Below are 24,785 nucleotides of genomic sequence, written 5' to 3'. Positions count from 1 at the left end.
TTATGGCAAACCGTATATTGGGCTGTCAAGAATAACCTGGAAAAGGACAACTGGATAATTTCTTTTTATTTCCGCCGGGTTGAATCTTCACAAGCCCTAGAAAGTATAAGGAAAATTCGCACCTACTTAAATGGCCCATTTCGGCGAGGGACTGCGTATTCTCACCGACCGGCTGGACAGCAAAAATTTCTACGCCTTCAACCCTTCCTTCGACAAAGGATAATCCAGAAAAGAGCCATGCCCCACAAAAGGGCATGGCTCCTTTTTTTGTAAACCTACTTAAGACAACACCGCACAATTCTAAGCACCGTCTTGCTTGGACATTTTCCGTGATAGCGCACAGCTTTCGCTTGTCAATGGTGAGATGGACGGCGCTCAATCTGTACACTCTGAAGAAAAATCTGACTGTGCAATACGGTACTTAGAATTGTGCGGTATTGCCTTAAAAATGTTCTGGCTGGGGTTTGGTTAAAAATAGGGGAAATGAGGTGTTTTTGCCCAGAAGAGGTGAACTTCAAGGAGAAAACCACAAGGGGTACTGTCATTTTCGACACAGAAAGCGGCCGCTTATAAGCAAAAAACGGTAATTTCAATTTTTCAAACGAGCCCTCGTTTTGAAGCAAATAGTTTTGCTGTTGGTCCAAAAGAGGCGCAGTCCCTTTTTGAACCGCAGGAATGGATACCTCTTATTGCAGTGTCAAAACCAGCACCGTCACATCGTCCTCGTGGCCGTCGCTTCGCCGCTTTTTGGCCTCATCCGCCACCCGCTGGGCCAGCAGGTTGGGGTTTTCGTCTTCCTCCCAGGCCATCACCTGGTCGACCAGCCATTCATATCCTGTGGCTACTACGCCGTCAGACACCATCACGATCAAGTCCCCGGCGGAAAGATCCCGCTGACAGCGGACGAACTCCACCCCTGGCATAATGCCCACCGGCACGCTGCTGGCCTCGATTACCTCGCTGCGCCTTCCTCTGCGCACCACTGTGCAGGCGGCCCCCGCTTTGCGGAACTCGGTCCGGCCTGTAAACAGATCAATGCTGGTCACGTCCATAGTGGCTAAAGACTCATCCCCGGACTTGGCGATCAGGGCCGAGTTCACGGTTTGCAGCATACTGTCAAAACCAATGCCGGCCTTCAAAAGGCTCTCTGCCATAGCCGAGGTCATAGCCCCGTCCACAGCGGCCCGTCCCCCGGTGCCCATGCCGTCGCTAAGTACCGCAATCAGCCGGCCGCAGCCATCATAGAACACATTGGTACTGTCCCCGCAAAAGGCTCCTCCCCCAGCGCAATATTGGGCAAATCCCCGGCCTACCTCTAAAAGGGGCCGCTGGCACATCTGGATGCGGCAGGCGTCCGCTGTATTGCTGACACAGGGGGGCGAGAATACCCGCCCGCAGGCAGCGGAAATCTCCCGGGTAAAAGCGGAGCGGTTCAGGCGCTTTTGGCGCTCCCGGCTGATTTCCGCCTCTATCGACATACGGCCGAACTTGTCTACCCGGCAGCAGACCTCCAGGGGCGTCACCCCGTTTTCCCGCAGGATGGTGGCCACCCGGCTGGCAGCCTCCTCGTCAAAATGCTGGTACATGGAAAATTCCCCCGCCATCTCTTCCAAAATACCGGCTGTGGTGTGGAAATGCCCTTCCACCACCTCCCGCACCTGGGCGGAACGCAGCTCGGCGGATTCTTTCATTAAGTAACGGGCATAGTTTTTGTTCAGCTCGTCCCGCATCTCTCCCACCCGGCAGCAGCGGCCAGAAAATTCCTTGGTAAAGTCGCAGGTCTCCAGGCGCTCCTTTTCCTTCAGGGGCCGGGAGAGCTGGGCAAAATTTTGCAGGGTTTCGTCCTTGTACTTCCGCCAACAGACCGTGCTCATGCCGCAGCCAGCGCAGATGGTCTCGGTAGAGCGGTTGTAGACCCCCTGTAGGTTGGGGGCGCAGATATTGCTAAGCTTTTTAGAGATCTCTTCCACCGAGGCGGATACGCTGGTCAGGGCCTGAGCGGCGTACTTCAGCCGCATGACAATGTTCCCCCGCAGGGCCCCGCCGGAAAGAGAATCTGCCCGCAGGCCGAAGAGTTCTCCAATCCGGCGGCTTTTGGGTAGAAACATGTACAGCACCGTGGCCACGGCTACCTCAATGGCGCCGGTGAAAATTTGGGCGTCCCCGGCCCCCACTTGCAAAGACGCCACTCCATGAGATATAATAAAGGCCACAGCCGCGGCCACTTTGCCCATGGGCGCGAACACCCCGGCCATAAGCCCGCCCAGGCCATAGGCCCCCGAAAGGTAAGAGAGGCCGGCGGTGGAGAGCCCCTGTATGGCCCCGGCGGAGACCCCGGCCACGGCGCCCCCGGCAATCCCCCCAGCCCGGGCGCAGTATACGACCAAAAGCACCATTAAAATGCGGCCCACCGAAACCCCAAAAACGTTCACCTGAGAAAAAGCCAGCACCACAATACCCAAGCTGACGGTTAGGCAGGCCACATCGCCGCTGTCGAATACTCCCCTGCGGGCCCGGCCCTCTGCGGAAAAGCCCAAAAGCAGATTTCCCGCCCGGGTAAGAAAATAGGCGCTGCCTGCCCCCAGGAAGGACTCCGCCAGGTACAGGGCCGCGGTGTAGGTCACAGAGCCGTTAAGGAACACCATGGTCATACCCGTCAACAGTAGTGGAAGAAAGGCTGCCAGGGGCGCAAAGAGGGGGTGGGTGTTGATATTTTTCAGCTCCGAAAGGGACCAGCGGATGGCCGAAACCGCCACCAGGGCGGCCACATAGCGCACGGGTACATACACCGGCGAGGGCAGCAAGTAGCCCAAAAAAGCCCCCAGCGCTGCCGCCCATAGGCCCTCTCGGGGCACACTGGCAGCCACAGCTACCCCAAAAGGGGCGTATTTGCCAAACATCAGCCCCCGGGAGCAAACCATCCCTGCCGCAAAACTGCCTGCCGAAATCATAGCCTTGTGGGCATAGCCTGTCCGCAGCTGCCCGCCCAGGTTTAGCAGGTTTTCCTTAATTTTTGTCAATTCCATCAATGACACCGCCTCACATTAAAATAGGGTTATGGGAAACCACCTATGCTGGTAGCCTAGAAATTATACCTCTATAAAAGAGAAATAAATGTCGCTTGCCGGGTGAGAGAAATCCACAGTTTCTCAGGAAAAATGCGGGTTGTGGGAAAAGAGGCGCGGGGAAAGGAGTGGTTCTGGCGAAAGAAGAAGATGAAAATTTATGTTAAGTTGGGAACCTGGCGGCTCTGCCCCGGGCAAGAGCTCTGGAGAGAACCCCACAGGATAAAGGAAAAAATTCAAAAAAACACTTGCAAAACACCGCCGGTTGTGGTAATATACACTGGTACGACTGCTAAAGGGCGATTTCCATCTAAAAAGTGGGGAGGTCCTTACAAAAATCCCAAGAATTGGGTACGGCGGCATGCCGTGGCGTTGAAGCGGGAGGTTGCGGCTTCATGGGTTTGCTAAGCAAACCCGGCCGGTTTTTCCGTGGAGTATGTCCGATTTTAAACCGGGCGAAGGGAATCTGAATAGCGGGAACCGCTGGGACTGCTCCCAGTAGGCCGGGTTGTGCTGTTTGGAGGATCATGTGGTTTTTGAACTCTGTCCCCGGGTTCCGTGCTTTGGCGCGGTTCGCCGGTTTTTCTATGTCAAAGGGTGAAACACCCGGGACAGTGGTGAAAAACTTAATCTTACAGAACGCCCAAAAGTACTATTTTAGGAGGCGGTAATAAAGTGGCAGTCAAAGAAAAAATCCGGATCAGAATTAAGGGGTACGACCACCAGCTGGTGGACCAATCGTCAGAGAAGATCGTAGCTACCGCAAAGCGCACGGGCGCCAGGGTTTCGGGCCCGGTGCCGCTGCCCACGGAAAAGCAGATCATTACCATTCTGCGGGCTGTTCATAAGTATAAGGACAGTCGTGAGCAGTTTGAGATGCGTACCCACAAAAGGCTGATCGACATCCTAAGGCCCAGCAACAAGACCGTGGAAGCCCTGATGGGCCTGGAACTCCCCGCCGGCGTTGAGATTGAGATTAAGCTCTGATCCCAACCAACCGAGAAAGCGGAGGGTCACGTCGGTAGGCGCGGGAAAGCTTATCGACCAATAACCTAGCGGGGCAAACTGCCCCGGGAGCAGAAAGGAAAGAATAGGCAATGAAAAAAGGCATCATTGGCAAGAAGATCGGCATGACCCAGATCTTCGACGACAAGGGAAAGGTGATCCCCGTCACGGTGGTAGAGGCCGGCCCCTGTGTGGTCACCCAGAAGAAAACGGTGGAAAACGATGGCTATGACGCGGTGCAGGTGGGCTTTGGCGATCAGAAGCCCCAGCGGGTGAACAAACCCATGACCGGGCATTTTAAAAAGAGCGATGTAGCCCCCAAAAAGACCCTGAAGGAGCTGCGGCTGGAGGACACCAGCGCCCTGAATGTGGGCGACCTGATTAAGGCGGACGCTTTTGCCGCGGGTGAGCGGGTGGACGTGACGGGCCAAAGCAAGGGCAAGGGCTACGCGGGCGTGATTAAGCGGTGGAACTTCCACCGGCTGAAGGAGACCCACGGCAGCGGCCCTGTGGCCCGCCACGGCGGCTCTAACGGCGCGTGCTCGTCCCCTTCCAGGGTGTTTAAGGGCCTGAAGATGGCCGGCCACCTGGGCGCCGAGACGGTCACCGTGCAGAATCTGACGGTGGCCAAAGTGGACGCCGAAAACAATTTGATCGCCATCAAGGGCGCGATCCCCGGCCCCAACGGCGGTATCGTCATTGTGCGCGACAGCGTGAAAGCATAAGGGGAGGAGGAAGTAGAATGGCAAGCGTAGCAGTTTTAAATATGCAGGGCAAGGAAGTGGGCCGGCAGGAGCTTTCTGACGCGGTCTTTGGCATTGAGCCGAATGTCCCTGTGATGAACGATATGGTCAAGAACTATTTGGCCAACCAGCGCCAGGGCACCCAAAGCGCCCTGACCCGCAGCGAGGTCTCCGGCGGCGGCCGCAAGCCTTGGCGTCAGAAGGGCACCGGACGGGCCCGCCAGGGCAGCACCCGGTCCCCCCAGTGGACCCACGGCGGCATTGTCTTTGCCCCGAAGCCCCGGGAGTACCGCTATACCCTAAACAAAAAGGTGCGGCGGCTGGCAATGAAATCCGCCCTTTCCTCCAAGGTGCAAGACGGCGAGATGGTGGTCATCGATAAGATCGCCCTGGACGCCTACAAGACCAAGGAGATCGCGGCCATGCTCAAGGCCATTGGCAGCGAGAAAAAGGCCCTGATCGTGCTGGACAGCGTGGACGAAAAGGTGATCGCCTCCGCCAGGAACATTCCCGGGGTAAAAACCGCCCAGGTGAATACCCTGAACGTATACGATATTTTGGGCGCCGATAAGTTCATTGTAGTACAGGGCGCCGTAGCGAAGATAGAGGAGGTGTACGCGTAATGGAGGCCCATGACATCATTATCCGCCCCATCATCACCGAAAAGACCATGGACGGCAACACCCAGAAGAAATACACCTTCGAGGTAGATAAAACCGCCACCAAGATCGATGTAAAGCGGGCCGTAGAGGCCGCCTTTGGCGTAAAGGTGGGCAAGGTGAACACCCTCCATGTGCGCGGCAGGCTGCGCAGGCAGGGCCGCAACCAGGGCTATACCAAGAGCTGGAAAAAGGCTGTGGTAACCCTGACCGAGGACAGCAAGACCATCGAGTTCTTTGAGAGCATGGTCTGATAAAAGGCCGCGCCAGTTATCTTAATTACCAGGAGAGTGAACAGTAGACATGGCAATTAAAAATTATAAGCCTACTACCGCGGCCAGGCGGAACATGTCCGTCACGGACTACACCGTCCTCTCTAAGGACGGGCCGGAGAAGAGCCTTTTGGCCCCTCTGAGCAACAAGTCCGGCCGCAACAGCTATGGCAGAATCACCGTGCGCCACCGGGGCGGCGGCAACCGGAAAAAGTACCGGATTATCGACTTTAAGCGCCAGAAGCATGATGTGCCCGCCACTGTGCTGACCATTGAGTATGACCCCAACCGTTCGGCGTTTATCGCCTTGGTGCAGTATGAGGATGGCGAGAAGCGCTACATCATTGCCCCCAACGGCATTAAGGTAGGGGACAAGGTGGTTTCCGGCGCCGAGGCGGACATTAAGCCCGGCAATGCCCTGCCCCTAAAGAATATCCCCACAGGCACCTTTATCCACAATGTGGAGCTGTATCCCGGCAAAGGCGCCCAGCTGGCCCGGGCCGCGGGCATTATGGCCCAGCTGATGGCCAAAGAGAACGGCATGGCCCTGCTGCGCCTGCCCAGCGGCGAGCTGCGCAATGTGCCGGAAACCTGCATGGCCTCTATCGGCCAGGTGAGCAATATTGACCACGAGAATGTGAAAATTGGCAAGGCTGGCCGTAAGCGCCACATGGGCTGGCGGCCCACCGTGCGCGGCAGCGTGATGAACCCCAACGACCACCCCCACGGCGGCGGCGAGGGCAAGAGCCCCGTGGGACGCCCGGGCCCCGTGACTCCCTGGGGCAAGCCGGCCCTGGGTTACAAGACCCGCAAGCACCATAAGGCCAGCGATAAGTTTATCGTTCGCCGCAGAAACGGCAAGTAAGCACGGGAAAGGAGCATGGAATAAATGAGCAGAAGTCTGAAAAAAGGACCTTTCGTACAGCCCGTGCTGCTGAAAAGGATCCAGGCTATGAACGAGGCTGGGGAGAAGAAGATTGTAAAGACCTGGAGCAGGGCCTCCATGATCTTCCCGGACTTTGTGGGCCATACCATTGCGGTGCACGATGGACGCAAGCATGTGCCGGTATATATTACCGAGGACATGGTGGGCCACAAGCTGGGCGAGTTCGCCCCCACCAGAACCTTTAAGGGCCACACTGGCAGCAAGACCGGCAAGTAAGAGAAAGGAGAGTGCAAGATAATGGAAGCGAAAGCAACGCTGAACTATGCCCGCATCTCTCCCCGCAAGGTGGGCCTGGTGCTGGACCTGATCCGCAATAAACCGGTAGATTTGGCGGAAGCGATTTTGGCAAACACCCCTAAGGCCGCCTGCGAGGACCTGCAAAAGCTTTTGAAGTCCGCTGTTTCCAACGCGGAGATTAATAACCAGATGGACAAAGGCAGCCTGTATGTCTCCAAGTGCTTCGTCACCCCGGGGCCTATTCTTAAGAGAATCCGCCCTGTGCGCAAGGGCCAGGCCAACAGGATTTTGAAGCGGACCAGCCACATTACCATTGTGGTGGCGGAGAAAGAGTAAGAGGAGGAAAATCATGGGTCAAAAAGTCAATCCCCACGGCCTTCGCGTGGGTGTTATCAAAGACTGGGATTCCCGCTGGTTTGCCAAGGACAACGTGTTTGGAGACACGCTGGTGGAGGACTACAACCTGCGCAAGACCTTGAAAAAGCAGCTGTACCAGGCGGGTATTCCGAAAATAGAGATTGAGCGCGACGCCTCTAAGGTGCGCATCCACATTCACTGTGCAAAGCCCGGCATGGTCATTGGCAAGGGCGGCACAGAGATTGAGAAGCTGCGCCAGCAGTGTGAAAAGATGCTGAAGAAGCCCGTGGTCATCAACATTGTAGAGGTGCGCCAGCCCGACATGAACGCCCAGCTGGTGGCAGAGAACATCGCCTCTCAGTTAGAGCGCCGCATCTCCTTCCGCCGGGCCATGAAAGGCTGCATTGGCCGCAGCATGCGCCTGGGCGCCAAGGGTATTAAGACCAAGGTTTCCGGCCGTTTGGGCGGCGCGGAAATTGCCCGCAGCGAAGAGTACCACGACGGCACCATCCCCCTGCAAACCCTGCGGGCGGACATTGACTATGGCTTTGCCGAGGCAAACACCACCTATGGCCGCATTGGCGTAAAGGTGTGGCTGTATAAGGGCGAGGTGCTGAATGACAACCGGGGCGAACGTGCACCCCGCAGCGAGCGGCCCGAGCGTCCCCGTAGGGATCGGGACGACCGCGGCCCCCGGCGCGACCGGGGCGACCGCCGCCAGAACAACAGGGAAGGGGGGCGCAGGTAAATGCTGATGCCCAAGCGCGTGAAATACCGCAGAGTGCAGAGAGGCCGCATGAAGGGCAAGGCCATGCGCGGCAACAAAGTGACCTATGGTGATTTTGGCTTGCAGGCCCTGGAGCCCGGCTGGATTACCAGCAACCAGATAGAGGCAGCCCGTGTGGCTATGACCCGTTACTGCAAGCGTTTTGGTAAGGTCTGGATCAAGATCTTCCCCGATAAGCCTGTAACCCAGAAGCCCGCCGAAACCCGCATGGGTTCTGGTAAAGGCTCGCCCGAGTACTGGGTAGCTGTGGTAAAGCCCGGCCGGGTGATGTTTGAGCTGGGCGAGGTGCCCGAGGCCACCGCCCGGGAGGCCCTGCGGCTGGCCAGCGCAAAGCTGCCCGTAAAGTGCAAATTCGTAACAAAAGAAACGGAGGCGCAGTCATGAAGGCTACAGAGATCAGAGAACTTACAGCCGACGAGCTGAACAGCAAGCTCCGGGACCTTAAGGCTGAGCTTTTCAACCTTCGTTTTCAGCTCGCTATCAATCAGCTCGACAACCCCATGCGTATTTCGGCAGTGAAAAAAGATATAGCCCGGGTCAAGACGGTTATCCGCGAGAACGAGCTGCATGCCGGCAACGCCTAAGGGAAGGGAGGATATAAGAAGTGAGCGAACGGAATATGCGAAAGACAGCCGTGGGCCGGGTGGTCAGCGACAAAATGGATAAAACCGTGGTGGTGGCCATTCAGGATAGCGTGAAACACGGCAAGTATGGCAAGGTCATTAAGCGCACCGTAAAGCGCAAGGCCCACGACGAAGAGAACACCTGCGGCGTAGGCGACCGCGTGCGCATTATGGAGACCCGTCCCATTTCCAAAGACAAGAGATGGCGGCTGGTAGAGATTATCGAAAAGGCAAAATAAAGCCGGGCCGATCTATGTTTGGTCTTAGATAAAGGAGGAACACACTGTGATTCAACAGCAGTCTTACCTCAAGGTGGCCGACAACACCGGCGCGAAAGAGCTGATGTGCATTCGCGTTTTGGGCGGCACTGGCAGGAGGTATGCCAATATAGGCGACGTGGTGGTGGCTTCCGTAAAGAAGGCCGCCCCCGGCGGTGTGGTGAAGAAGGGCGATGTGGTGAAGGCCGTCATCGTGCGGTCCGCCTCCGGCGTGCGCCGGGACGACGGAACCTACATCCGCTTTGATGAGAACGCCGCCGTTATCATCCGCGACGATAAAAACCCCAGGGGCACCCGCATTTTTGGGCCCGTGGCCCGCGAGCTGCGCGACAAGGAATACCTGAAGATCCTGTCGCTGGCCCCGGAAGTTCTATGATGGAGGTAAACGGGCAATGAGCAACAAGATGCACGTGAAAACCGGCGACACCGTAATGGTGATCAGCGGTAGGGACCGGGGCAAGAAAGGCAAGGTTATGCAGGTGAGCCCCAAAGAGGGGAAGGTTATTGTAGAAAACGCCAACTTTGTGCAGAAGCACGTGAAGCCCCGCAGAATGGGCGAGCCCGGCGGCATTATTAAGGCCGAGAGCGCCATTTACGCCTGCAAGGTGCAGGTGGTCTGCCCCCGTTGCGGCAAGCCCACCCGGGTGGGCCACAAGCTGCTGGAGGACGGCACCAAAGAGCGCGTTTGCCGCAAATGCGGCGAGGCGCTGTAAGGGAGGAAAGAAAATGGCGAGACTGAAAGATATGTATAAGGCCGACGTGGCCCCCGCGCTGATGAAGAAGTTCGGCTATAAGAGCGTAATGGAGATTCCGAAGCTGGACAAGATTGTCATTAACGTGGGCGCGGGCGAGGCCAAGGAAAATGCCAAGGCCATTGACGCGATCAGCGGCGACCTGATGAAGATTACCGGCCAGAAGCCGGTGGTATGCAAGGCCAAAAAGAGCGTGGCCAACTTTAAGGTGCGCGAGGGCATGCCCATTGGCGTAAAGGTGACCCTGCGCGGGGAGCGGATGTACGAGTTTTTGGACCGCCTGTTTAACGCGGCCCTGCCCCGTGTCCGCGATTTCCGGGGCATTAACCCCAACTCTTTTGACGGACGCGGAAACTACAACATGGGTATCCGCGAGCAGCTGATTTTCCCCGAGATCGACTACGACAAGATAGACAAGGTGCGGGGCATGGACATCTGCTTTGTAACCACTGCCAAGACCGACGAAGAGGCCCGGGAGTTTCTGACCCTGATGGGCGCTCCGTTCACACGATAATAGGGAGGGATATTTTGTGGCAAAGACATCTATGAAGATCAAGCAGCAAAGGCCCGCGAAGTTTTCCACCCGGCAGTATAACCGCTGCAAGATATGCGGCAGGCCCCACGCCTACCTGCGTAAGTACGGCATCTGCCGTATCTGCTTTAGGGAGCTGGCCTACAAAGGCGAAATCCCCGGCGTAAAAAAGGCCTCTTGGTAAATAGCGGCAAAAAGTTTGGAAAACCTGCTAGATCTGAAAGATTAAGCGAGAAAGGAAAGTGGCATACTCATGCAAGTTACTGATACAATCGCCGACCTGCTGACGCGCATCCGCAACGCACAGTCTGCGAAGCATGATACCGTAGAGGTGCCGGCCAGCAACATGAAAAAGGCCATCTGCCAGATTCTGGTGGACGAGGGCTATGTGCGGCACTACTCTGTTAAAGAGGACGGCAAGCAGGGTATTATCACCATTACCCTGAAATATGCCGAGGGCAAGACCCCTGTTATCAAGGGTCTCAAGCGCGTGTCCAAGCCGGGCCTGCGCATCTATTCCGGCGCGGCGGAGCTGCCCAAAGTAATGAAGGGCCTGGGCGTGGCCATTGTGTCCACCTCCAAGGGCATTATGACAGACCGCGCCGCAAGGCAGGAAAACGTCGGCGGCGAAGTGCTGGCGTTCATTTGGTAAAAGAAGGGGTGCGGCGTAAATGTCGAGAATTGGAAGAAAACCCATAAATATTCCCGCGGGCGTCGAGGTAAAAATCGACGGCAGCGAAGTGATGGTAAAGGGCCCCAAGGGCACTTTGACCCAGAAGTTTAACCCAAAGATGAACATTACCCAGGAGGGCGCCGAGGTGATTGTCACCCGGCCCGACGACCAGAAGGAGAACCGCTCTCTCCATGGTTTGACCCGAACCCTGATTCACAACATGGTAGTGGGTGTTACCGAGGGCTTCTCTAAAACCCTGGAGGTACAGGGCGTGGGCTACCGTGTGCAGAAGCAGGGTAAAGACCTGGTGATGAACCTGGGCTACTCCCATCAGGTGGTGGTCAGCGATAACGAGGACATCAAGATTGAGGCGCCCAACGCCAATACCATCGTGATTTCCGGTATCGACAAACAGAAGGTGGGCCAGTTTGCCGCCGAAGTGCGGGAGAAGCGTCCCCCCGAGCCGTATAAGGGCAAGGGCATCCGCTACCAGGGCGAGTTTGTGCGCCACAAGGAAGGCAAAGCGGGCAAAGGCTCCAAGTAAGAATTCTTCGCGCGGCTTCGGATTTCTACTCCAAGTTTTTCTTTGCGACGCAAGCCGCGCTGCAAAACTGGAAAACTTTATGCGTGGGCAAGCGGTTAAGAAGGTTTATAGCGAACCCAGGCATAGGTTCCGCCAAGCCGACTGCCTCGAGCTGAAAGCTTTCTGTCCGCACAAAGGCCGGACGGCGTAAAAGTTTTTGAAGATTCCTAAGAAACTTTTTACAAAAAGTTTCTTAGGCCGCCGGAGTCCGTTACTTGCGCCACTGTGTTATGCAAGTAGCTTAGTTTTACAAGGCAAAACTTTTGCTTAAACAAACACCAACTGACCACAAGGACCTTAAACGTATCAAGCGTTTAATAGGAAAGAAGGTAAATTCATGGTAAATAAACCCGATACAAACAAGGCGCGGCTGCGCCGCCATAAGAGGGTGCGGGGGAAGATCTCCGGCACCGCCCAGCGGCCCAGGCTGAATGTGTTCCGCTCCAGCGCCAATATCTACGCCCAGGTTATCGATGACGTGACCGGGCATACCCTGTGCGCCGCCTCCACCCTGGAAAAGGGATTTGAGGGCCCCGGCGGAAACAAGGAAGCCGCCCGCAAGGTAGGCAAGCTGATTGCCGAAAGAGCGGCCGAAAAGGGCATTAGCACTGTGGTCTTTGACCGCGGGGGCTATATCTTCCACGGCCGTGTGAAAGAACTGGCCGAAGGCGCCCGTGAGGGCGGGCTCAACTTCTAAGCGAGGAGGAATAAAGTTTTGGCTAGTGATAGGAATTTTGATCCCAACGGCGTGGAAATGCAAGAGCGCGTGGTAGCTATTAACCGCGTTTCTAAAACTGTCAAGGGTGGACGCGTAATGAAATTTTCCGCCCTGGTAGTGGTAGGCGACGGAAATGGCACAGTGGGCTTTGGCATTGGTAAAGCCGCCGAGGTGCCCGACGCCATCCGGAAGGGCATTGAGGACGCCAAGAAAAACCTGTATAAAGTGGCCCTGCGGGGCAGCACCATCCCCCACGAGATCGTGGGCGAGTTTGGCGCGGGCAAGGTGATCCTAAAGCCCGCCGCCCCCGGTACCGGCGTTATCGCCGGCGGTCCGGTGCGTGCCGTGGTGGAAAGCGCGGGGATTAAGGATATTCGTACCAAGGCCCTGCGCTCCAACAACCCCTGCAATGTGGTGCGCGCCACCCTGGCCGGCCTGACCCAGCTGCGTACCGCCGAACAGGTGGCCGCTATCCGGGGCAAGCAGGTCAAGGAAATTCTGTAAGGGAGGACTCACGGTGAAAATCACACTGAAAAAGAGCCTGATCGGCAGCCAGAAGGACCAGATCGCCACGGCCCACGCCCTGGGGCTCTTCAAGGTTGGGGACTCTACCCAGCAGCCCGACAACGCCCAGACACAGGGCAAGGTGAAAAAGATCGGCCATTTGGTCGAGGTAAGTGAATAAGCGTAAGGAGGTGCGTTACAATGAAGCTAAACCAGCTTACGGCTGTGCCCGGCTCTACCAAAGAGGCCAAGCGCATTGGCCGCGGCCATGGGTCTGGCAACGGCAAAACCGCCGGTAAGGGCCACAAGGGCCAAAAGGCAAGAGCCGGCCGGGGCCAGCGGCCCGGGTTTGAAGGCGGCCAGATGCCACTGCAGCGGCGTATACCGAAGAGGGGCTTTAACAACATCTTCGCCAAAGAGACCGTCTCTGTGAACGTGGGCAGCTTGAACAAGTTTGAGGATGGCGCCCAGGTGGACGTGCAGGCCCTGATGGAGGCCGGCATTCTGAAAAAGAGCGGCGACGCCTTGAAAATTTTGGCCAATGGCGAGCTTACAAAGAAACTGACGGTGAAGGCTAACGCTTTTTCCGAAGCGGCTAAAGCCAAGATAGAGGCCGCAGGCGGGAAAGCCGAGGTGGTCTGATTTGCTAAACACGATCAAGAACGCCTGGCGCATCCCAGACCTACGCAAAAAAATGCTTTACACCCTGCTCATCATTGTGGTGTTCCGGTTTGGTTCGGTGATTCCCGTGCCATTTTTGGACGCCTCCGCCCTTTCTAACCTGATGAGTTCGGCTGGCGAGAATTCCGCTTTAGGCTATATCAATATGCTCACAGGCGGCGCGTTCTCCTATGCTTCTTTGTTTGCCATGGGCATTACGCCCTATATTAACAGTTCCATCATCATGCAGCTGCTGACCATTGCCATTCCAGCCCTGGAGCGCCTCTCTAAGGAAGGGGAGGAGGGCCGAAAGAAGATTGCCACCATTACCCGCTACGCTACTGTGGGCCTGGGCCTCATTCAAGGCATTGCCTATTATTTCTACCTGCGCTCTAACGCGGGCATTGTGAAGTATACCGAGGGCTTTGTGGGCTTCTTTGTGGGCGTGGTCATTGTGCTGACCTTTACCGCCGGCACCGCGCTGATTATGTGGATGGGTGAGCAGATCAACGAAAAGGGCGTGGGTAACGGGATATCCATGATCCTGTTCGCGGGCATTGTGGCCCGGCTGCCCGTTACCTTTGGCGGCGTGTGGCAGTATTTCCAGCTAGGGTTAACCAGCCCCAGCACAGCTGGCCAGTACTTGGTCCTGGCCCCGCTGTTTATTGCCCTGTTCCTGGTGGTGATCTGGGTCATCGTTTTCATGAACGAGGCCGAGCGCCGCATCCCGGTACAGTATGCCAAAAAAGTAGTGGGCCGCAAGATGTACGGCGGGCAGAGCACTTTTCTGCCTATCAAAGTGGCTATGAGCGGCGTTATGCCGGTTATTTTTGCCAGCAGTATTCTTGCGATTCCCCAGTTCATCCAAGTCTTTGTAAACCCCACTACCGGCTTTTGGAAGAGCTTTTTCGATGCTTTCTCCCAGACCGGCTGGGTGTATATCATTCTCTACTTCTTACTGATCCTCATGTTCGCGTACTTCTATATGTCTGTGCAGTATAACCCGCTGGAAATGGCCAACAACCTGCGCCAGAACAACGGAACCGTGCCTGGGCTGCGCCCCGGCCGGCCTACTGCGGAGTTTATTGCCAAGATCCTGTCTAAAGTGACCCTCATCGGCGCGCTGTTTTTGGCCTTTGTGGCCCTGGTCCCCATTATTTACACCAACCTAACTGGCATGGCCGGGCTGTCTTTGGGCGGCACGTCTGTGATCATTATTGTGGGTGTGGCCCTGGAGACTGTGAAGCAGCTGGAGTCTCAGATGATGATGCGGCACTACAAGGGCTTCCTGGATTAACGAAGCGGCCCTAAAAAAAGCGCGTGTTTTGCCTGGGGGCGCGTAGCCCCCGGAAAGCGCTTTTGGGCGCAATGAGAAGAAAGGATGAGATGATTGGTATGAAGCTGATTCTGTTAGGGGCCCCGGGCGCTGGTAAAGGCACCCAGGCCGAGGTTATTTGCAACAAGAAGAATATCCCTACCATTTCTACGGGAAACATCCTGCGCGAGGCGCTGAAAAGCGGCACGGAGATGGGCCTGAAAGCCAAAACCTATATGGAAAGCGGCCAGCTGGTGCCCGATGAAATTCTTATCGGCATTATCAAGGACCGCATGAAAGAGCCAGACTGCCAGAATGGCTTTATTCTAGACGGCTTTCCCCGCACCATTCCCCAGGCCGAGGCCCTGGACCAGATGGGAGCCGGTATTGACGTTGTGCTGGACATTGAAGTAGCCGACGAAGATATTGTAACCCGCATGTCCGGGCGCCGTGTCTGCGAAGCCTGCGGCTCCTCCTACCATGTGCTGTATAAACAGCCCAAGGCCGAGGGGGTTTGCGACGCATGCGGCGGCACCCTGGTTCAGCGCAAGGATGACCACCCAGACACCGTGAAGGAACGGCTGAACGTGTACCACAACCAGACCGAGCCCCTGAAGGAGTACTACAGCAAACAGGGCAAGCTGCGGGTGGTGCACGGCCAGGACAAGGTGGAGGACACCACCAAAATGGTGCTGGAGGCACTGGAGGACCTGGCATGATCGTGCTGAAAACCAGCCGGGAGCTGGCTATTATGCGCAAGGCGGGGAAAATCTCCCAAAAAGCCCTGCGTCTGGCTGGCGAGGCGGTGGAGCCCGGCGTATCGGCCTGGGAGATAGACAAGATGGTAAGGAACTATATCGAGTCTATGGGGGCCGCGCCCAGTTTTCTCCACTATAACGGCTACCCGGCAAGCACATGTATTTCCATTAACGACGTGGTCATCCACGGCATACCGCAAAAGAGCACCATCTTAAAAAAAGGCGATATTGTCAGTATTGACGTGGGGGCCTGCTACCAGGGCTTTCACGGGGATAACGCCTGGACCTTTGCCTGTGGAGAGATCGATCCCCGGGCCCAGGCCCTGATGGACGCCACCGAGAAGTCGTTGTTTTTAGGGATTGAGCAGGCCCGCCCGGGCAAGCGCCTGGGGGACATCGGCCATGCGGTGCAGGAGTATGTCGAAGCTCGCGGTTACTCGGTGGTACGGGAGTTCACCGGCCACGGAGTAGGCGCGAAGATGCACGAGGACCCAAGCGTCCCCAATTACGGTACGCCCGGTAGAGGCGTAAGATTAACGGCAGGTATGGTAATTGCCATAGAGCCCATGATCAACCAGGGCCGCAAGGAGATCAAGATTATGGACGACGGCTGGACCGTGCGCACAGTAGATGGGGCTCTTTCGGCCCATTTTGAGCACATGGTAGCCATCACCCCCGAGGGTCCGGTCATTTTGACCCTACCCGAATGAGGTGGCCCTTATGGAGCTAAGGCGAGGCCAGGTGGTGCGCAGCAAGGCCGGCCGCGATAAAGGCGGTTTTTTGGCAGTGCTTGCGCTGGAGCCCCCCTACGCCGTATTAGGCGACGGTAAAAAGCGGCCCCTGGAGCGGCCCAAGCGCAAAAAGCTAGCGCACTTGGCGCCCACAGGCGCGCTGCTGCCGGAAGAGGCCCTAACCACCAACCGAAAACTGCGGGCCGCCCTGGGTGCGGCCGCCCCAGGGGCACGCCCGGGGGAAGCTGATGAAACCGGCGATGACGCCCAAAAAAGCAAGGCGCTGCCGTAAACTGCGGAGGTTTTTCACTATGTCAAAGCAGGACGTAATTGAAGTTCAGGGAGTGGTGAAAGAAGCCCTTCCCAACGCGACGTTTCAGGTCGAGCTGCAAAATGGGCATACGGTTTTAGCCCATATTTCCGGCAAGCTGCGCATGAATTTCATCCGCATTTTGCCTGGCGATAAAGTTACTATGGAGATGTCGCCCTATGACCTAACCAAAGGCCGCATCACCTGGCGCTCAAAATAACTAGCGTAAACGCTGGACTCACTTCGCGGGATCGTGCAAAGATTCTCGCCTGCTGGCTCGGTCGGGTCAGAAAGGTCCCCACTGGGGACCTTCCCCGCGCTACGTAAGTGGTGGCCGTTAGCTGAGCCAATAAGCTTAAAGGCGCGACCGGAAGGCTGGCTGACCCACAGGGCAGAGAGCAAAGCGAGCGGCCACGCGAAGAAAAGATTTGGTCAACTTTTTCAAAAGTTGCAGAGCGCGAGACGGCGTCTCGCGGCCTTGCCAAAGGCCGCTCCCCATGAACAAAAGATAAGCGCACATCCGCTGAGAAAGGAAAGTGATACACATGAAAGTACGCCCTTCTGTAAAGAAGATGTGTGAAAAGTGCAAGATCATTAAGCGCAAGGGCAAGGTCATGGTCATCTGTGACAACCCCAAGCACAAACAGCGGCAGGGTTAATTCGCCGCAAAAAAGGGGCCTGTGCCCCATAACCCAAAACTGTTGAAAGGAATGGTCATAAGAATGGCTCGAATTTCTGGCATTGACCTGCCCAGGGACAAGCGCATTGAGATCGCGCTGACCTATATTTTCGGCATTGGCCGCAAAACCGCCACAAACATCTGCGCCGCCACCGGTGTAGACCCCGATATTCGTGTGCGGGATCTCTCTGAGGACGACGCTTCGAAGCTGCGGGACTATATTGACAAGAACTGCCATGTGGAGGGCGACCTGCGCCGGGACGTGGCCTTTGATATCAAGCGTTTGGTAGAGATCGGCTGCTACCGGGGCGTGCGCCATCGCAAGGGCCTGCCTGTGCGCGGCCAGCGGACCAAGACCAACGCACGTACCCGCAAAGGCCCCCGCAAGACCATGGCTAACAAGAAGAAGTAACGAGGAGGGATTCACCAAATGGCACAAAAGACCAACAAGGGGACCGTCCGCCGCCGCCGCGAGCGCAAAAATATCGAGCGCGGCGCGGCGCATATTCAGTCTACCTTTAACAATACCATTGTAACCATTACCGATACCCAGGGCAACGCCATTTCCTGGGCCAGCTCGGGTGAGCTGGGCTTTAGGGGCAGCCGTAAATCGACTCCCTTCGCTGCCCAGACCGCAGCCGAGACCGCCGCGAAAATTGCTATGGAGCACGGCATGAAGTCGGTGGAGGTGTTCGTAAAGGGCCCCGGCGCAGGGCGTGAGGCTGCTATTCGCGCGTTGCAGGCCGCTGGGCTGGACGTGAGCATGATCAAGGACGTGACCCCCATCCCCCACAACGGATGCCGCCCGCCCAAGAGACGGCGCGTGTAAAAGACCCTATTATAGGAGGTTACTCAGAATATGGCAAGATATACAGAAGCCGTTTGCAAGCTGTGCCGCCGCGAGGGCCAGAAGCTCTTTTTAAAGGGTGAGCGCTGCTATACCGATAAGTGCGCCATCTCCCGCCGGGCCTATGCCCCTGGCCAGCACGGCCAGGGCCGCAAGAAGGCCAGCGAGTATGGCATGCAGCTGCGCGCTAAGCAGATGACCCGCCGGTTCTACGGTGTGCTGGAGGGGCAGTTCCACCACTATTATGAGATGGCTACCACCATGCCTGGCAAGGCTGGCGACAACCTGCTCATCCTGCTGGAAGAGCGCCTGGACAACGTGGTGTACCGCTGCGGCTGGGCCAGCTCTCGGGCAGAGGCCCGCCAGCTGGTGGTACATGGCCACTTCACCGTAAACGGCAAAAAGGTTGATATTCCCTCTTACCTTGTCAAGGCCGGCGAGGTAGTCGCTATTAAAGATAAGAGCCGCCAGAGCGACAAGTTTAAGGCGGTTCTCGAGGCTAACTCCGCCCGCCCCGCCCCTAAGTGGCTGGACGTGGACGCCGCCAATGCCCAGGCAACCGTATCCGCCCTGCCTACCCGTGAGGACATTGACCTTGAGGTTGACGAGACCCTCATCGTCGAGTTGTACTCTAAGTAATTCACTGATTGGGATTATTGCGGGAGCAGTTGGCAGCCGCGCTGGCGCGGCTTGAAGGATGCAGCGCCCCCAAAGCGGCGCGTTGCCTGTGTAAAAGGAGGATCGCGGATGATTGAGATAGAAAGACCCAAAATAGAAATAGCGGAAATTTTTGAAAACGGCACCTATGGAAAATTTGTGGTGGAGCCCCTGGAGCGGGGCTTTGGCACCACCCTGGGCAACTCTCTGAGAAGAGTGCTGCTTTCCAGCCTGCCGGGCGTCGCCGTGAAGTCTGTGAAGATAGACGGCGTGCTGCATGAATTTTCCACCATCCCAGGCGTGAAAGAGGACGTAACCGAGATTATCCTGAATATTAAGGGCATTGTGGCGCGGCTGCACTGCGACGGCCCGAAGACCGTGGAGATTTCGGCCGAGGGTCCTGCGCTGGTCACCGCCGCGTCCATTAAGGGCGACAGCGAAGTGGAAGTGCTAAACCCTGACCTGCACATCGCGACCCTGGGCGAGGGGGCAAAGCTCTTTATGGAGCTGACCCTGGATAAGGGAAGGGGCTATGTCTCGAACGAACGCAACAAGCAGAATATGCCCGAGGGCATCATCGGCGAAATTGCGGTCGATTCCATTTACACACCTGTCCTGAAGGTGAATTTTAATGTGGAAAGCACCCGCGTGGGCCAAAGCATCGACTACGACAAGCTTACCCTGGAGGTGTGGACCAACGGGGTCATTAACGCCCAAGAAGCGGTCTCGCTGGCCGCGAAGGTCCTGACAGACCACCTGAACCTGTTTGTGGATTTGTCCGACAAGGGCAAGAGCACGGAGATTATGGTGGAAAAGGACGAGGGCGGCAAGGAAAAAGTGCTGGAGATGACCATAGAAGAGCTGGACCTTTCTGTCCGCTCCTTCAACTGCCTCAAGCGTGCGGGCATCAATACTGTGGAGGACCTGATCAACAAGTCCGAGGACGATATGATGAAGGTGCGCAACCTGGGGCGCAAGTCGCTGGAAGAGGTCGTGTGGAAGCTGGCTTCCCTGGGCTTCAGCCTGCGCAAAGACGACGAATAAGCACAGATAGGAGGGATAACTCATGCCGGGAACCAGAAAGCTGGGCCGCAACACTGCCCACAGGACCGCCATGCTGCGGGGCCTGGTGACGTTCTTCTTTGAGAACGGCAAAATAGAGACCACCGCCACCCGCGCCAAAGAGGTGCAGGCCCTGGCCGAGAAGATGATAACCATTGCCAAGCAGGATACCCTGCACAACAGGCGTATGGTGATGAGCTTTGTTACCAAAGAGGCCGCTACCGCAAAACTGTTTAATACGATTGCTCCCAAGTATGCTGACCGTAACGGCGGCTATACACGGGTTACCAAGCTTGGCCCCCGTCGGGGCGACGCCGCAGAGATGGCGGTTTTAGAGCTGGTATAAGCTGAATGTCCATAAAGAGCGCACCCAAAAATCCGGGTGCGCTTTTTTATCCCACCCACTTGACTCTTGCCAGGGATTGGCGTAAAATTATAACATACCCTATGGAAGGAGGGCGAAAAACATGGTGACAGCTGTTATCACAGGCGCATCCAGTGGCCTGGGCAAAGAGTATATCAACGCCATTATCGCCCAATACCCCAGTATTGACGCCTTTTGGCTGGTGGCCAGGCGCAAGGACCTGCTGCGGGAGATTGCCGAGGCCCACCCGGATAAGACCATTGCTGCCATTTCCTTGGACCTTTCCAAGGAGGAAAGCCTGGACGTATTTGAACAGCTTTTAAAAGAAAATAATCCTGAGATTAAGGTGCTGGTGAACAATGCCGGCTATGGCAAATGCGAGGATTTCTTTTCCTCTAACCGAAAGACGCAAACCGGCATGATAGACCTAAACTGCCGGGCTCTGATGGGCGTTACCCGGCTATGTATGCCCTTTATGCTGGATGACAGCCTAGTGCTGAACATAGCCTCCATCGCGGCCTATGCGCCCAGCCCCCGCATGTCGGTGTATAGCGCCACAAAATCTTTTGTACTGGCCTTTTCCAAAGCCCTCCATGAGGAACTGCGCCCCCGGGGCATCAAGGTGCTGGCCGTGTGCCCAGGGCCCATGGACACGGAATTTTGGCAGGTGGCCAATGTGCCGGAAGGCAAGTCCCGGCTGATAGACAAGCTGCCCCGGGTGCTGCCCAAAGAGGTAGCGGAGGGTTCTTTGCGGGCAGCCAAGCGGGGCAAGCTGGTGTATACCCGCAGCTTTTTCTATAAACTATACCATCTGCTGGCAAAAATACTTCCCCATGGCTTTATTATGGAGTTTACCGAGGTCTAGGAGGCCGCTATGGGCAATGGAATAAACCTACAAGATGGCCCTGTGACCTTGCGTCCTCTGGAGCAGACAGACGCCCCGCTGCTGCTGGGCTGGCTCAGCGACCGGCGGAATTTGGAATATTGGGAGGGGCCCCACGAGATTTTTACGCCCAAGCGTATTCAGGAGGACTTTTATCAGGACCCAGACCCCACCGGCCGGTGCATGATACAATATAAGGGCCAGGATATTGGTTATGTTCAGTTCTATCAGCTGGATGAGGCAGGTTTGGGGGAATACCAGTACCCTCATGCCCGCGGGCCGGTATTTGGTATGGACCAGTTTATCGGCTGTCCGGAGCTATGGGGAAGGGGCATTGGCCGGCGGTTTATTCGGCTGTTGACAGGCTTTCTATTTCAGTGCCGCGGAGCGCGGGCCGTGGTGCTGGACCCCCACGTGGACAACGAACGAGCCATCCGCTGCTATGAAGCCTGCGGTTTTCATAAGGTGAAAAAGCTGCCAAAACATGAGCTTCATGACGGAGTCTGGGTGGACTGCTGGCTCATGGAACTTTTGCCATAAAGAAAAAAACAAAAGAAGCGTGCTCTTATCTAGTGAACGCGGTTCAACACAGGGAACCTCCTTTTTTGAACCGGCGGTACGGCCGCCCGCCTGGCGTTTACTATGAGGGCACGCTTTTTTACGCTGGGCGAGCAGATGGATTATGGGTGGCAGAAAATCAGAATATTTACAAAGAGTCTCTTCACTGGGGCGGAGATTTATGATATAATACTTTTTAAGAGCGCCGCTACGGCGCAAATCGAAAGGAAGCGGATGGTTTGAAGAAGCTCATTTCTGTTCTAGTGGTAATATTAATGGCAGTGGCCCTGCAAATACCGGTAGTGGCAGAGACCTGGACCTCGGAAGAATTTTCCTTCCAGGCGCCCCAGGACATGTACCAGCTTAGCCGAAACACCCCCATGGACGACCCCGCCTGGGCTCTGGCGGGTATTGCGGACGTAAGCGAAAAGATGAAAGAGTACAATGAGATGGACGTGGTGGTCAATTTTGTGTCCAAGGACGGCGGGTTCAATATTAACGTAATGCGTAAAGAGTCCGATATGGCCAAGAAGGTGTTTAATGTTCAGAACCTTAGCGAAGAGGAAAAGGCCGCCTTTATGGACCAGCTGCCCAAGGCCAACGAGGACGGCGAAATGAAAACCCAGGTGGAGAAAGAGTGGCTTTCTTTAGGGGACAACCTGTTCTACCAGGTACAGATTGACGCCGTTTTGAATGATACGGATGTTCATGAGCACCTGATCGGCACCATTGTAAACGGCTATGCCCTTACCTTTGATATGTTTATGACCGGTGGGGAGGGCTTTACAAGCCAGCAGGTGGAGACCCTGAAATCTTTGGCTGCTTCTCTGGAGTTTGCGGAGATTTTAGAAAAGTCCGAGCCCGATACAACCAGCACCCTAAGCACCCTGTTGCTTCTTCTGCTGCTAATCGGCGCCCTGGTATTGCCCCTAGTGTACATTCCGGTAAAGAGCAGAAAAGAGAAAAGGCGTAAGGCAAAGCTGGCTGAGGAGCTTTCTGAGTATCACAAGACCCACAGCGCGGACACGGTGGAGGGTGAGGCGGCCTTTATCAATTCCACAGACTGCACGAAAGAAGCCATTCATCATTTCAGCTACTTCCAGGCCTATCGGAAGAATATCGGCGAGTTGGTCTTTGGGGGAGTTATGTGTGTGGCTATGCTGGCAGCCGCCTTTTTGGTGGAGACCGAATGGTGGATGCGGCTGGTGGCAGTGGGCGTGGCGGGATACTACGTGTATAAAATCGCCGTGACCCCCAGCAATCTGGAGAAGATTCAGCGAAAGGTGTACGGCCGGGGGCCTTCCCAGACCGCCCACTATTCCTTTTACCCCAATGCCTTTCGGGTGTCGGGGATTCAGTCCGCCAGTGTAATTCCCTACTTTCAAATTACGGATGTGCGCCGCAGCGGCCAGTACTTATATCTGTACTATGGCCCAGAGAACGCCTATATGGTGGACCAGTACGGGTTTGTGCTGGGCGAGTTTGAGGACTTCTTAAAATTTATTGAGGAAAAGACCCGGCGGGAGAAATAAAGGCTATTATCTCTGTAAACAAACGATCGGAAAATTTGCGCGGTCCAGGGGGGCTAGGCCCCTGATAGGAGTGTTAGGGGCACAAAGCCCCTAAGCCGCCGGAAGCCATTCCTTGCTTCACTTCGTTACGAAAGGAACCGAGTTTTGCTTTGCAAAACTCTTGGCAAATCAATAGGCCGTTAGGCCCCTTCGGGACCTTGTCCCGACTTTCCTTTTCCTACCGTTTAGTGCAGGAGCAATACTAACAGAAAGGATGATAAAAATGCAAGGACCCATCGGAATTATCGGAGCAATGGCCGTAGAGGTGCAGGCGCTGATCGACCAGCTGGAGGACCTGCGCCAGGAGGAAATTGGCCGGATGTGCTTTTACCGGGGAAGGCTTAGCGGCGTAGACTGCGTGGTGGTGCAGTGCGGCGTGGGCAAAGTAAACGCGGCCCTGTGCGCCCAGACCCTGATTTTGAAGTACGCCCCCCGGCTGGTGATCAATGTAGGCGTGGCCGGCGGCGTGGGGGTTGGCATCGGCGACCTGGTGGTGGCCAGCGACTGTGTACAGCATGACTTCGACACTACCGCTATGGGCGACCCCTTGGGCACGCTATTCATCCGCAGGCAGGGGGGCGGGGATGAGGAGATTATCCATATCCCCAGCGACAGCCATGCGGCCCAGGTGCTGTTGGAGGAAGCCGCCAGCATTTACGGCGGGGCCCACAGCGGGGTGGTGGCCACAGGCGACGTGTTTGTGGCGGACCCGGAGAAGAACCGCTGGCTGAACGAGACCTTTGGGGCAAAAGCGGTGGAAATGGAGGGCGGCAGCATTGCCCAGGTGTGCTATATGAACCAGGTGCCCTACGCGGTACTGCGGGCTATCTCGGACAATGCCAACGACGAATCCCCCACAGACTTCCCCGCCTTTACCAAAGCCTGCTCGGAAAAAACCACCCAGCTCCTAAAACAGGCTTTGCCGAAGCTTTAAGGTCATGGGGCATTAGCGGTGTCCGCCAGCTTGGCCGGCTTGGAGCGGTAGCCTCACATTCCATTGTCTTTTGAAAAGGGTGGACAAAAACTTTATTTTGAAGTGTTTCGGGATTTTTCCCAGCTGGCTTCTGCCACAAAACGTGGGGCTGGGCAGGGGTAAAACCCTTTTAGGCGGCTGAAAGCTGGGCGCACCTGGGCATAGCTAGGAGGAAAACCATGGGAAGAAGCAGGCAGGTATCCTGCCATGGGGATGAGCGGCGCTTCGCTGTGCTGGCGGAGTTCATCTCCGACTATTTTGGCAAGTCCATTCAGTACATCGCGGATATTGCCGGCGGTCAGGGAATGCTGTCCCGGCTGCTGACGAAAAAGTATAACTACACGGCAGAGGTGGTGGACCCCCGGCACTATACCCTAAAAGGAGTGAACCACCGGGAGGCCCTATACACGCCGGATATGGCCGCTTACTATGACCTTGTGGTAGGCCTGCACCCCGACGCGGCCACCCGGCCCGTGGCCGAGAGTGCCTTGACCCGCCCGGTGGTTATTGTTCCCTGCTGCAATTACTGGGACAAAAGCCGCAAGCTGAATTCCATCGCCATAGCCGATGAGATCGGCAAGTATTATACCGAAAACAGCATAAGCTATGAACAGTTCCAGCTGGACTTCAGCTATCCCAATATATGCCTGGTCTCGCGTCCGCCTAAAAAAGTTTGATAAAGT

The 24,785-nt window shown here is 56.2% G+C and carries 38 protein-coding genes; 37 read left to right on the top strand and 1 reads right to left on the bottom strand.

What is annotated here, in order from left to right; genetic code table 11:
* Positions 1–686: 686 nt before the first annotated feature.
* Positions 687–3,026, bottom strand: coding sequence for a SpoIIE family protein phosphatase (locus U8U68_RS14490; protein ID WP_322201989.1), 2,340 nt, complete (start codon positions 3,024–3,026; stop codon positions 687–689).
* Between the two features lie 714 nt (positions 3,027–3,740).
* Here U8U68_RS14490 and rpsJ point away from each other — a divergent pair.
* The 37 genes from rpsJ to U8U68_RS14305 all read left to right on the top strand — a co-directional run bounded on the left by rpsJ (position 3,741) and on the right by U8U68_RS14305 (position 24,779).
* Positions 3,741–4,052: a 30S ribosomal protein S10 gene (rpsJ, locus tag U8U68_RS14485; RefSeq protein WP_016405529.1), complete on the top strand. Its 312-nt coding sequence runs from the start codon at positions 3,741–3,743 to the stop codon at positions 4,050–4,052.
* 110 nt (positions 4,053–4,162) lie between these two features.
* Positions 4,163–4,795, top strand: a complete 633-nt coding sequence (gene rplC, locus U8U68_RS14480) for a 50S ribosomal protein L3 (RefSeq protein ID WP_322201984.1) — start codon at positions 4,163–4,165, stop codon at positions 4,793–4,795.
* A 17-nt stretch (positions 4,796–4,812) separates the two neighbouring features.
* Entirely contained in the window at positions 4,813–5,436 is a 624-nt protein-coding gene (rplD, locus tag U8U68_RS14475; RefSeq protein WP_322201982.1) for a 50S ribosomal protein L4, read from the top strand.
* Entirely contained in the window at positions 5,436–5,726 is a 291-nt protein-coding gene (rplW, locus tag U8U68_RS14470; protein WP_322201980.1) for a 50S ribosomal protein L23, read from the top strand. The genes rplD and rplW overlap by 1 nt, the downstream gene beginning before the upstream one ends.
* Positions 5,727–5,775: 49 nt before the next feature.
* Complete coding sequence (rplB, locus tag U8U68_RS14465; protein ID WP_322201978.1) at positions 5,776–6,609, top strand: 50S ribosomal protein L2; 834 nt, start codon at positions 5,776–5,778, stop codon at positions 6,607–6,609.
* 24 nt (positions 6,610–6,633) lie between these two features.
* The gene (gene rpsS, locus U8U68_RS14460) at positions 6,634–6,906 is read left to right on the top strand and encodes a 30S ribosomal protein S19 (RefSeq protein ID WP_120426061.1); all 273 of its coding nucleotides are present in this window, start codon (positions 6,634–6,636) and stop codon (positions 6,904–6,906) included.
* A gap of 21 nt (positions 6,907–6,927) precedes the next feature.
* Positions 6,928–7,263 (top strand): 50S ribosomal protein L22, encoded by a 336-nt coding sequence (gene rplV, locus U8U68_RS14455; RefSeq protein ID WP_322201975.1) that lies wholly within the window; start codon positions 6,928–6,930, stop codon positions 7,261–7,263.
* A 13-nt stretch (positions 7,264–7,276) separates the two neighbouring features.
* Complete coding sequence (gene rpsC, locus U8U68_RS14450; RefSeq protein ID WP_322201973.1) at positions 7,277–8,032, top strand: 30S ribosomal protein S3; 756 nt, start codon at positions 7,277–7,279, stop codon at positions 8,030–8,032.
* Complete coding sequence (gene rplP, locus U8U68_RS14445; protein WP_322201971.1) at positions 8,033–8,455, top strand: 50S ribosomal protein L16; 423 nt, start codon at positions 8,033–8,035, stop codon at positions 8,453–8,455.
* Positions 8,452–8,655, top strand: coding sequence for a 50S ribosomal protein L29 (gene rpmC / locus U8U68_RS14440; RefSeq protein ID WP_322201969.1), 204 nt, complete (start codon positions 8,452–8,454; stop codon positions 8,653–8,655). The genes rplP and rpmC overlap by 4 nt, the downstream gene beginning before the upstream one ends.
* A gap of 20 nt (positions 8,656–8,675) precedes the next feature.
* Positions 8,676–8,933, top strand: a complete 258-nt coding sequence (rpsQ, locus tag U8U68_RS14435; protein ID WP_367575833.1) for a 30S ribosomal protein S17 — start codon at positions 8,676–8,678, stop codon at positions 8,931–8,933.
* A 46-nt stretch (positions 8,934–8,979) separates the two neighbouring features.
* Positions 8,980–9,348 (top strand): 50S ribosomal protein L14, encoded by a 369-nt coding sequence (rplN, locus tag U8U68_RS14430; protein ID WP_066861783.1) that lies wholly within the window; start codon positions 8,980–8,982, stop codon positions 9,346–9,348.
* A gap of 16 nt (positions 9,349–9,364) precedes the next feature.
* Positions 9,365–9,685, top strand: a complete 321-nt coding sequence (rplX, locus tag U8U68_RS14425; protein ID WP_322201966.1) for a 50S ribosomal protein L24 — start codon at positions 9,365–9,367, stop codon at positions 9,683–9,685.
* A gap of 13 nt (positions 9,686–9,698) precedes the next feature.
* Positions 9,699–10,238: a 50S ribosomal protein L5 gene (gene rplE, locus U8U68_RS14420; RefSeq protein WP_322201964.1), complete on the top strand. Its 540-nt coding sequence runs from the start codon at positions 9,699–9,701 to the stop codon at positions 10,236–10,238.
* Between the two features lie 16 nt (positions 10,239–10,254).
* Complete coding sequence (locus U8U68_RS14415; RefSeq protein ID WP_066537781.1) at positions 10,255–10,440, top strand: type Z 30S ribosomal protein S14; 186 nt, start codon at positions 10,255–10,257, stop codon at positions 10,438–10,440.
* 69 nt (positions 10,441–10,509) lie between these two features.
* Entirely contained in the window at positions 10,510–10,908 is a 399-nt protein-coding gene (gene rpsH, locus U8U68_RS14410) for a 30S ribosomal protein S8 (RefSeq protein ID WP_322201960.1), read from the top strand.
* 19 nt (positions 10,909–10,927) lie between these two features.
* The gene (rplF, locus tag U8U68_RS14405) at positions 10,928–11,473 is read left to right on the top strand and encodes a 50S ribosomal protein L6 (protein WP_322201958.1); all 546 of its coding nucleotides are present in this window, start codon (positions 10,928–10,930) and stop codon (positions 11,471–11,473) included.
* A gap of 376 nt (positions 11,474–11,849) precedes the next feature.
* Positions 11,850–12,209 (top strand): 50S ribosomal protein L18, encoded by a 360-nt coding sequence (rplR, locus tag U8U68_RS14400; RefSeq protein ID WP_322201956.1) that lies wholly within the window; start codon positions 11,850–11,852, stop codon positions 12,207–12,209.
* A 57-nt stretch (positions 12,210–12,266) separates the two neighbouring features.
* On the top strand, positions 12,267–12,734 hold the full coding sequence (rpsE, locus tag U8U68_RS14395; protein ID WP_322202009.1) for a 30S ribosomal protein S5: 468 nt from the start codon (positions 12,267–12,269) through the stop codon (positions 12,732–12,734).
* Positions 12,735–12,747: 13 nt separating this feature from the next.
* Positions 12,748–12,915 (top strand): 50S ribosomal protein L30, encoded by a 168-nt coding sequence (rpmD, locus tag U8U68_RS14390; RefSeq protein ID WP_322201954.1) that lies wholly within the window; start codon positions 12,748–12,750, stop codon positions 12,913–12,915.
* 20 nt (positions 12,916–12,935) lie between these two features.
* Positions 12,936–13,376: a 50S ribosomal protein L15 gene (gene rplO / locus U8U68_RS14385; protein WP_322201952.1), complete on the top strand. Its 441-nt coding sequence runs from the start codon at positions 12,936–12,938 to the stop codon at positions 13,374–13,376.
* A 1-nt stretch (position 13,377) separates the two neighbouring features.
* Positions 13,378–14,691: a preprotein translocase subunit SecY gene (gene secY, locus U8U68_RS14380; RefSeq protein ID WP_322201950.1), complete on the top strand. Its 1,314-nt coding sequence runs from the start codon at positions 13,378–13,380 to the stop codon at positions 14,689–14,691.
* Positions 14,692–14,789: 98 nt separating this feature from the next.
* Positions 14,790–15,428 carry an adenylate kinase gene (locus tag U8U68_RS14375; protein WP_322201948.1) on the top strand — a complete coding sequence of 213 codons (639 nt, stop codon included), beginning with the start codon at positions 14,790–14,792 and terminating at the stop codon, positions 15,426–15,428.
* The gene (gene map / locus U8U68_RS14370) at positions 15,425–16,177 is read left to right on the top strand and encodes a type I methionyl aminopeptidase (RefSeq protein WP_322201946.1); all 753 of its coding nucleotides are present in this window, start codon (positions 15,425–15,427) and stop codon (positions 16,175–16,177) included. The genes U8U68_RS14375 and map overlap by 4 nt, the downstream gene beginning before the upstream one ends.
* 10 nt (positions 16,178–16,187) lie before the next feature.
* A complete protein-coding gene (locus U8U68_RS14365; RefSeq protein ID WP_322201944.1) occupies positions 16,188–16,490 on the top strand; it encodes a KOW domain-containing RNA-binding protein in 303 nt (100 codons plus the stop codon).
* A 19-nt stretch (positions 16,491–16,509) separates the two neighbouring features.
* Positions 16,510–16,728 carry a translation initiation factor IF-1 gene (gene infA, locus U8U68_RS14360; protein ID WP_066862280.1) on the top strand — a complete coding sequence of 73 codons (219 nt, stop codon included), beginning with the start codon at positions 16,510–16,512 and terminating at the stop codon, positions 16,726–16,728.
* A gap of 325 nt (positions 16,729–17,053) precedes the next feature.
* Positions 17,054–17,167 carry a 50S ribosomal protein L36 gene (gene rpmJ / locus U8U68_RS14355; protein ID WP_016404088.1) on the top strand — a complete coding sequence of 38 codons (114 nt, stop codon included), beginning with the start codon at positions 17,054–17,056 and terminating at the stop codon, positions 17,165–17,167.
* A 63-nt stretch (positions 17,168–17,230) separates the two neighbouring features.
* A complete protein-coding gene (gene rpsM / locus U8U68_RS14350) occupies positions 17,231–17,599 on the top strand; it encodes a 30S ribosomal protein S13 (protein ID WP_322201942.1) in 369 nt (122 codons plus the stop codon).
* 18 nt (positions 17,600–17,617) lie between these two features.
* Positions 17,618–18,016 (top strand): 30S ribosomal protein S11, encoded by a 399-nt coding sequence (gene rpsK / locus U8U68_RS14345; RefSeq protein WP_322201940.1) that lies wholly within the window; start codon positions 17,618–17,620, stop codon positions 18,014–18,016.
* A gap of 30 nt (positions 18,017–18,046) precedes the next feature.
* The gene (rpsD, locus tag U8U68_RS14340; protein ID WP_322201938.1) at positions 18,047–18,673 is read left to right on the top strand and encodes a 30S ribosomal protein S4; all 627 of its coding nucleotides are present in this window, start codon (positions 18,047–18,049) and stop codon (positions 18,671–18,673) included.
* 108 nt (positions 18,674–18,781) lie between these two features.
* On the top strand, positions 18,782–19,735 hold the full coding sequence (locus U8U68_RS14335; RefSeq protein ID WP_322201936.1) for a DNA-directed RNA polymerase subunit alpha: 954 nt from the start codon (positions 18,782–18,784) through the stop codon (positions 19,733–19,735).
* Positions 19,736–19,757: 22 nt separating this feature from the next.
* Entirely contained in the window at positions 19,758–20,099 is a 342-nt protein-coding gene (gene rplQ / locus U8U68_RS14330; RefSeq protein WP_322201934.1) for a 50S ribosomal protein L17, read from the top strand.
* A gap of 121 nt (positions 20,100–20,220) precedes the next feature.
* On the top strand, positions 20,221–20,982 hold the full coding sequence (locus U8U68_RS14325) for an SDR family NAD(P)-dependent oxidoreductase (RefSeq protein ID WP_322201932.1): 762 nt from the start codon (positions 20,221–20,223) through the stop codon (positions 20,980–20,982).
* 9 nt (positions 20,983–20,991) lie between these two features.
* The gene (locus U8U68_RS14320; RefSeq protein WP_322201930.1) at positions 20,992–21,540 is read left to right on the top strand and encodes a GNAT family N-acetyltransferase; all 549 of its coding nucleotides are present in this window, start codon (positions 20,992–20,994) and stop codon (positions 21,538–21,540) included.
* A 257-nt stretch (positions 21,541–21,797) separates the two neighbouring features.
* On the top strand, positions 21,798–23,090 hold the full coding sequence (locus tag U8U68_RS14315) for a YcxB family protein (RefSeq protein WP_322201928.1): 1,293 nt from the start codon (positions 21,798–21,800) through the stop codon (positions 23,088–23,090).
* Between the two features lie 262 nt (positions 23,091–23,352).
* On the top strand, positions 23,353–24,063 hold the full coding sequence (locus tag U8U68_RS14310) for a 5'-methylthioadenosine/adenosylhomocysteine nucleosidase (RefSeq protein ID WP_322201926.1): 711 nt from the start codon (positions 23,353–23,355) through the stop codon (positions 24,061–24,063).
* A gap of 218 nt (positions 24,064–24,281) precedes the next feature.
* The gene (locus U8U68_RS14305) at positions 24,282–24,779 is read left to right on the top strand and encodes a hypothetical protein (RefSeq protein ID WP_322201925.1); all 498 of its coding nucleotides are present in this window, start codon (positions 24,282–24,284) and stop codon (positions 24,777–24,779) included.
* The last annotated feature ends 6 nt before the right edge of the window (positions 24,780–24,785 follow it).

It is taken from the genome of Acutalibacter intestini (assembly GCF_034334985.1).
In the GTDB taxonomy this organism is placed as follows: Bacteria; Bacillota; Clostridia; order Oscillospirales; family Acutalibacteraceae; genus Acutalibacter; species Acutalibacter intestini.
The sequence above is the reverse complement of the archived record's forward strand: the minus strand, read 5'-3'. Positions and strand labels throughout refer to the sequence as shown.

Coding starts and splice junctions, on each gene's coding strand:
- U8U68_RS14490 (WP_322201989.1), bottom strand. CDS start 3,026: ATGGAATTGACAAAAATTAAGGAAAACCTGCTAAACCTGGGCGGGCAG.
- rplC (WP_322201984.1), top strand. CDS start 4,163: ATGAAAAAAGGCATCATTGGCAAGAAGATCGGCATGACCCAGATCTTC.
- rplD (WP_322201982.1), top strand. CDS start 4,813: ATGGCAAGCGTAGCAGTTTTAAATATGCAGGGCAAGGAAGTGGGCCGG.
- rplW (WP_322201980.1), top strand. CDS start 5,436: ATGGAGGCCCATGACATCATTATCCGCCCCATCATCACCGAAAAGACC.
- rplB (WP_322201978.1), top strand. CDS start 5,776: ATGGCAATTAAAAATTATAAGCCTACTACCGCGGCCAGGCGGAACATG.
- rpsS (WP_120426061.1), top strand. CDS start 6,634: ATGAGCAGAAGTCTGAAAAAAGGACCTTTCGTACAGCCCGTGCTGCTG.
- rplV (WP_322201975.1), top strand. CDS start 6,928: ATGGAAGCGAAAGCAACGCTGAACTATGCCCGCATCTCTCCCCGCAAG.
- rpsC (WP_322201973.1), top strand. CDS start 7,277: ATGGGTCAAAAAGTCAATCCCCACGGCCTTCGCGTGGGTGTTATCAAA.
- rplP (WP_322201971.1), top strand. CDS start 8,033: ATGCTGATGCCCAAGCGCGTGAAATACCGCAGAGTGCAGAGAGGCCGC.
- rpmC (WP_322201969.1), top strand. CDS start 8,452: ATGAAGGCTACAGAGATCAGAGAACTTACAGCCGACGAGCTGAACAGC.
- rplX (WP_322201966.1), top strand. CDS start 9,365: ATGAGCAACAAGATGCACGTGAAAACCGGCGACACCGTAATGGTGATC.
- rplE (WP_322201964.1), top strand. CDS start 9,699: ATGGCGAGACTGAAAGATATGTATAAGGCCGACGTGGCCCCCGCGCTG.
- rpsH (WP_322201960.1), top strand. CDS start 10,510: ATGCAAGTTACTGATACAATCGCCGACCTGCTGACGCGCATCCGCAAC.
- rplF (WP_322201958.1), top strand. CDS start 10,928: ATGTCGAGAATTGGAAGAAAACCCATAAATATTCCCGCGGGCGTCGAG.
- rplR (WP_322201956.1), top strand. CDS start 11,850: ATGGTAAATAAACCCGATACAAACAAGGCGCGGCTGCGCCGCCATAAG.
- rpsE (WP_322202009.1), top strand. CDS start 12,267: ATGCAAGAGCGCGTGGTAGCTATTAACCGCGTTTCTAAAACTGTCAAG.
- rplO (WP_322201952.1), top strand. CDS start 12,936: ATGAAGCTAAACCAGCTTACGGCTGTGCCCGGCTCTACCAAAGAGGCC.
- U8U68_RS14375 (WP_322201948.1), top strand. CDS start 14,790: ATGAAGCTGATTCTGTTAGGGGCCCCGGGCGCTGGTAAAGGCACCCAG.
- map (WP_322201946.1), top strand. CDS start 15,425: ATGATCGTGCTGAAAACCAGCCGGGAGCTGGCTATTATGCGCAAGGCG.
- U8U68_RS14365 (WP_322201944.1), top strand. CDS start 16,188: ATGGAGCTAAGGCGAGGCCAGGTGGTGCGCAGCAAGGCCGGCCGCGAT.
- infA (WP_066862280.1), top strand. CDS start 16,510: ATGTCAAAGCAGGACGTAATTGAAGTTCAGGGAGTGGTGAAAGAAGCC.
- rpmJ (WP_016404088.1), top strand. CDS start 17,054: ATGAAAGTACGCCCTTCTGTAAAGAAGATGTGTGAAAAGTGCAAGATC.
- rpsM (WP_322201942.1), top strand. CDS start 17,231: ATGGCTCGAATTTCTGGCATTGACCTGCCCAGGGACAAGCGCATTGAG.
- rpsK (WP_322201940.1), top strand. CDS start 17,618: ATGGCACAAAAGACCAACAAGGGGACCGTCCGCCGCCGCCGCGAGCGC.
- rpsD (WP_322201938.1), top strand. CDS start 18,047: ATGGCAAGATATACAGAAGCCGTTTGCAAGCTGTGCCGCCGCGAGGGC.
- U8U68_RS14335 (WP_322201936.1), top strand. CDS start 18,782: ATGATTGAGATAGAAAGACCCAAAATAGAAATAGCGGAAATTTTTGAA.
- rplQ (WP_322201934.1), top strand. CDS start 19,758: ATGCCGGGAACCAGAAAGCTGGGCCGCAACACTGCCCACAGGACCGCC.
- U8U68_RS14325 (WP_322201932.1), top strand. CDS start 20,221: ATGGTGACAGCTGTTATCACAGGCGCATCCAGTGGCCTGGGCAAAGAG.
- U8U68_RS14320 (WP_322201930.1), top strand. CDS start 20,992: ATGGGCAATGGAATAAACCTACAAGATGGCCCTGTGACCTTGCGTCCT.
- U8U68_RS14310 (WP_322201926.1), top strand. CDS start 23,353: ATGCAAGGACCCATCGGAATTATCGGAGCAATGGCCGTAGAGGTGCAG.
- U8U68_RS14305 (WP_322201925.1), top strand. CDS start 24,282: ATGGGAAGAAGCAGGCAGGTATCCTGCCATGGGGATGAGCGGCGCTTC.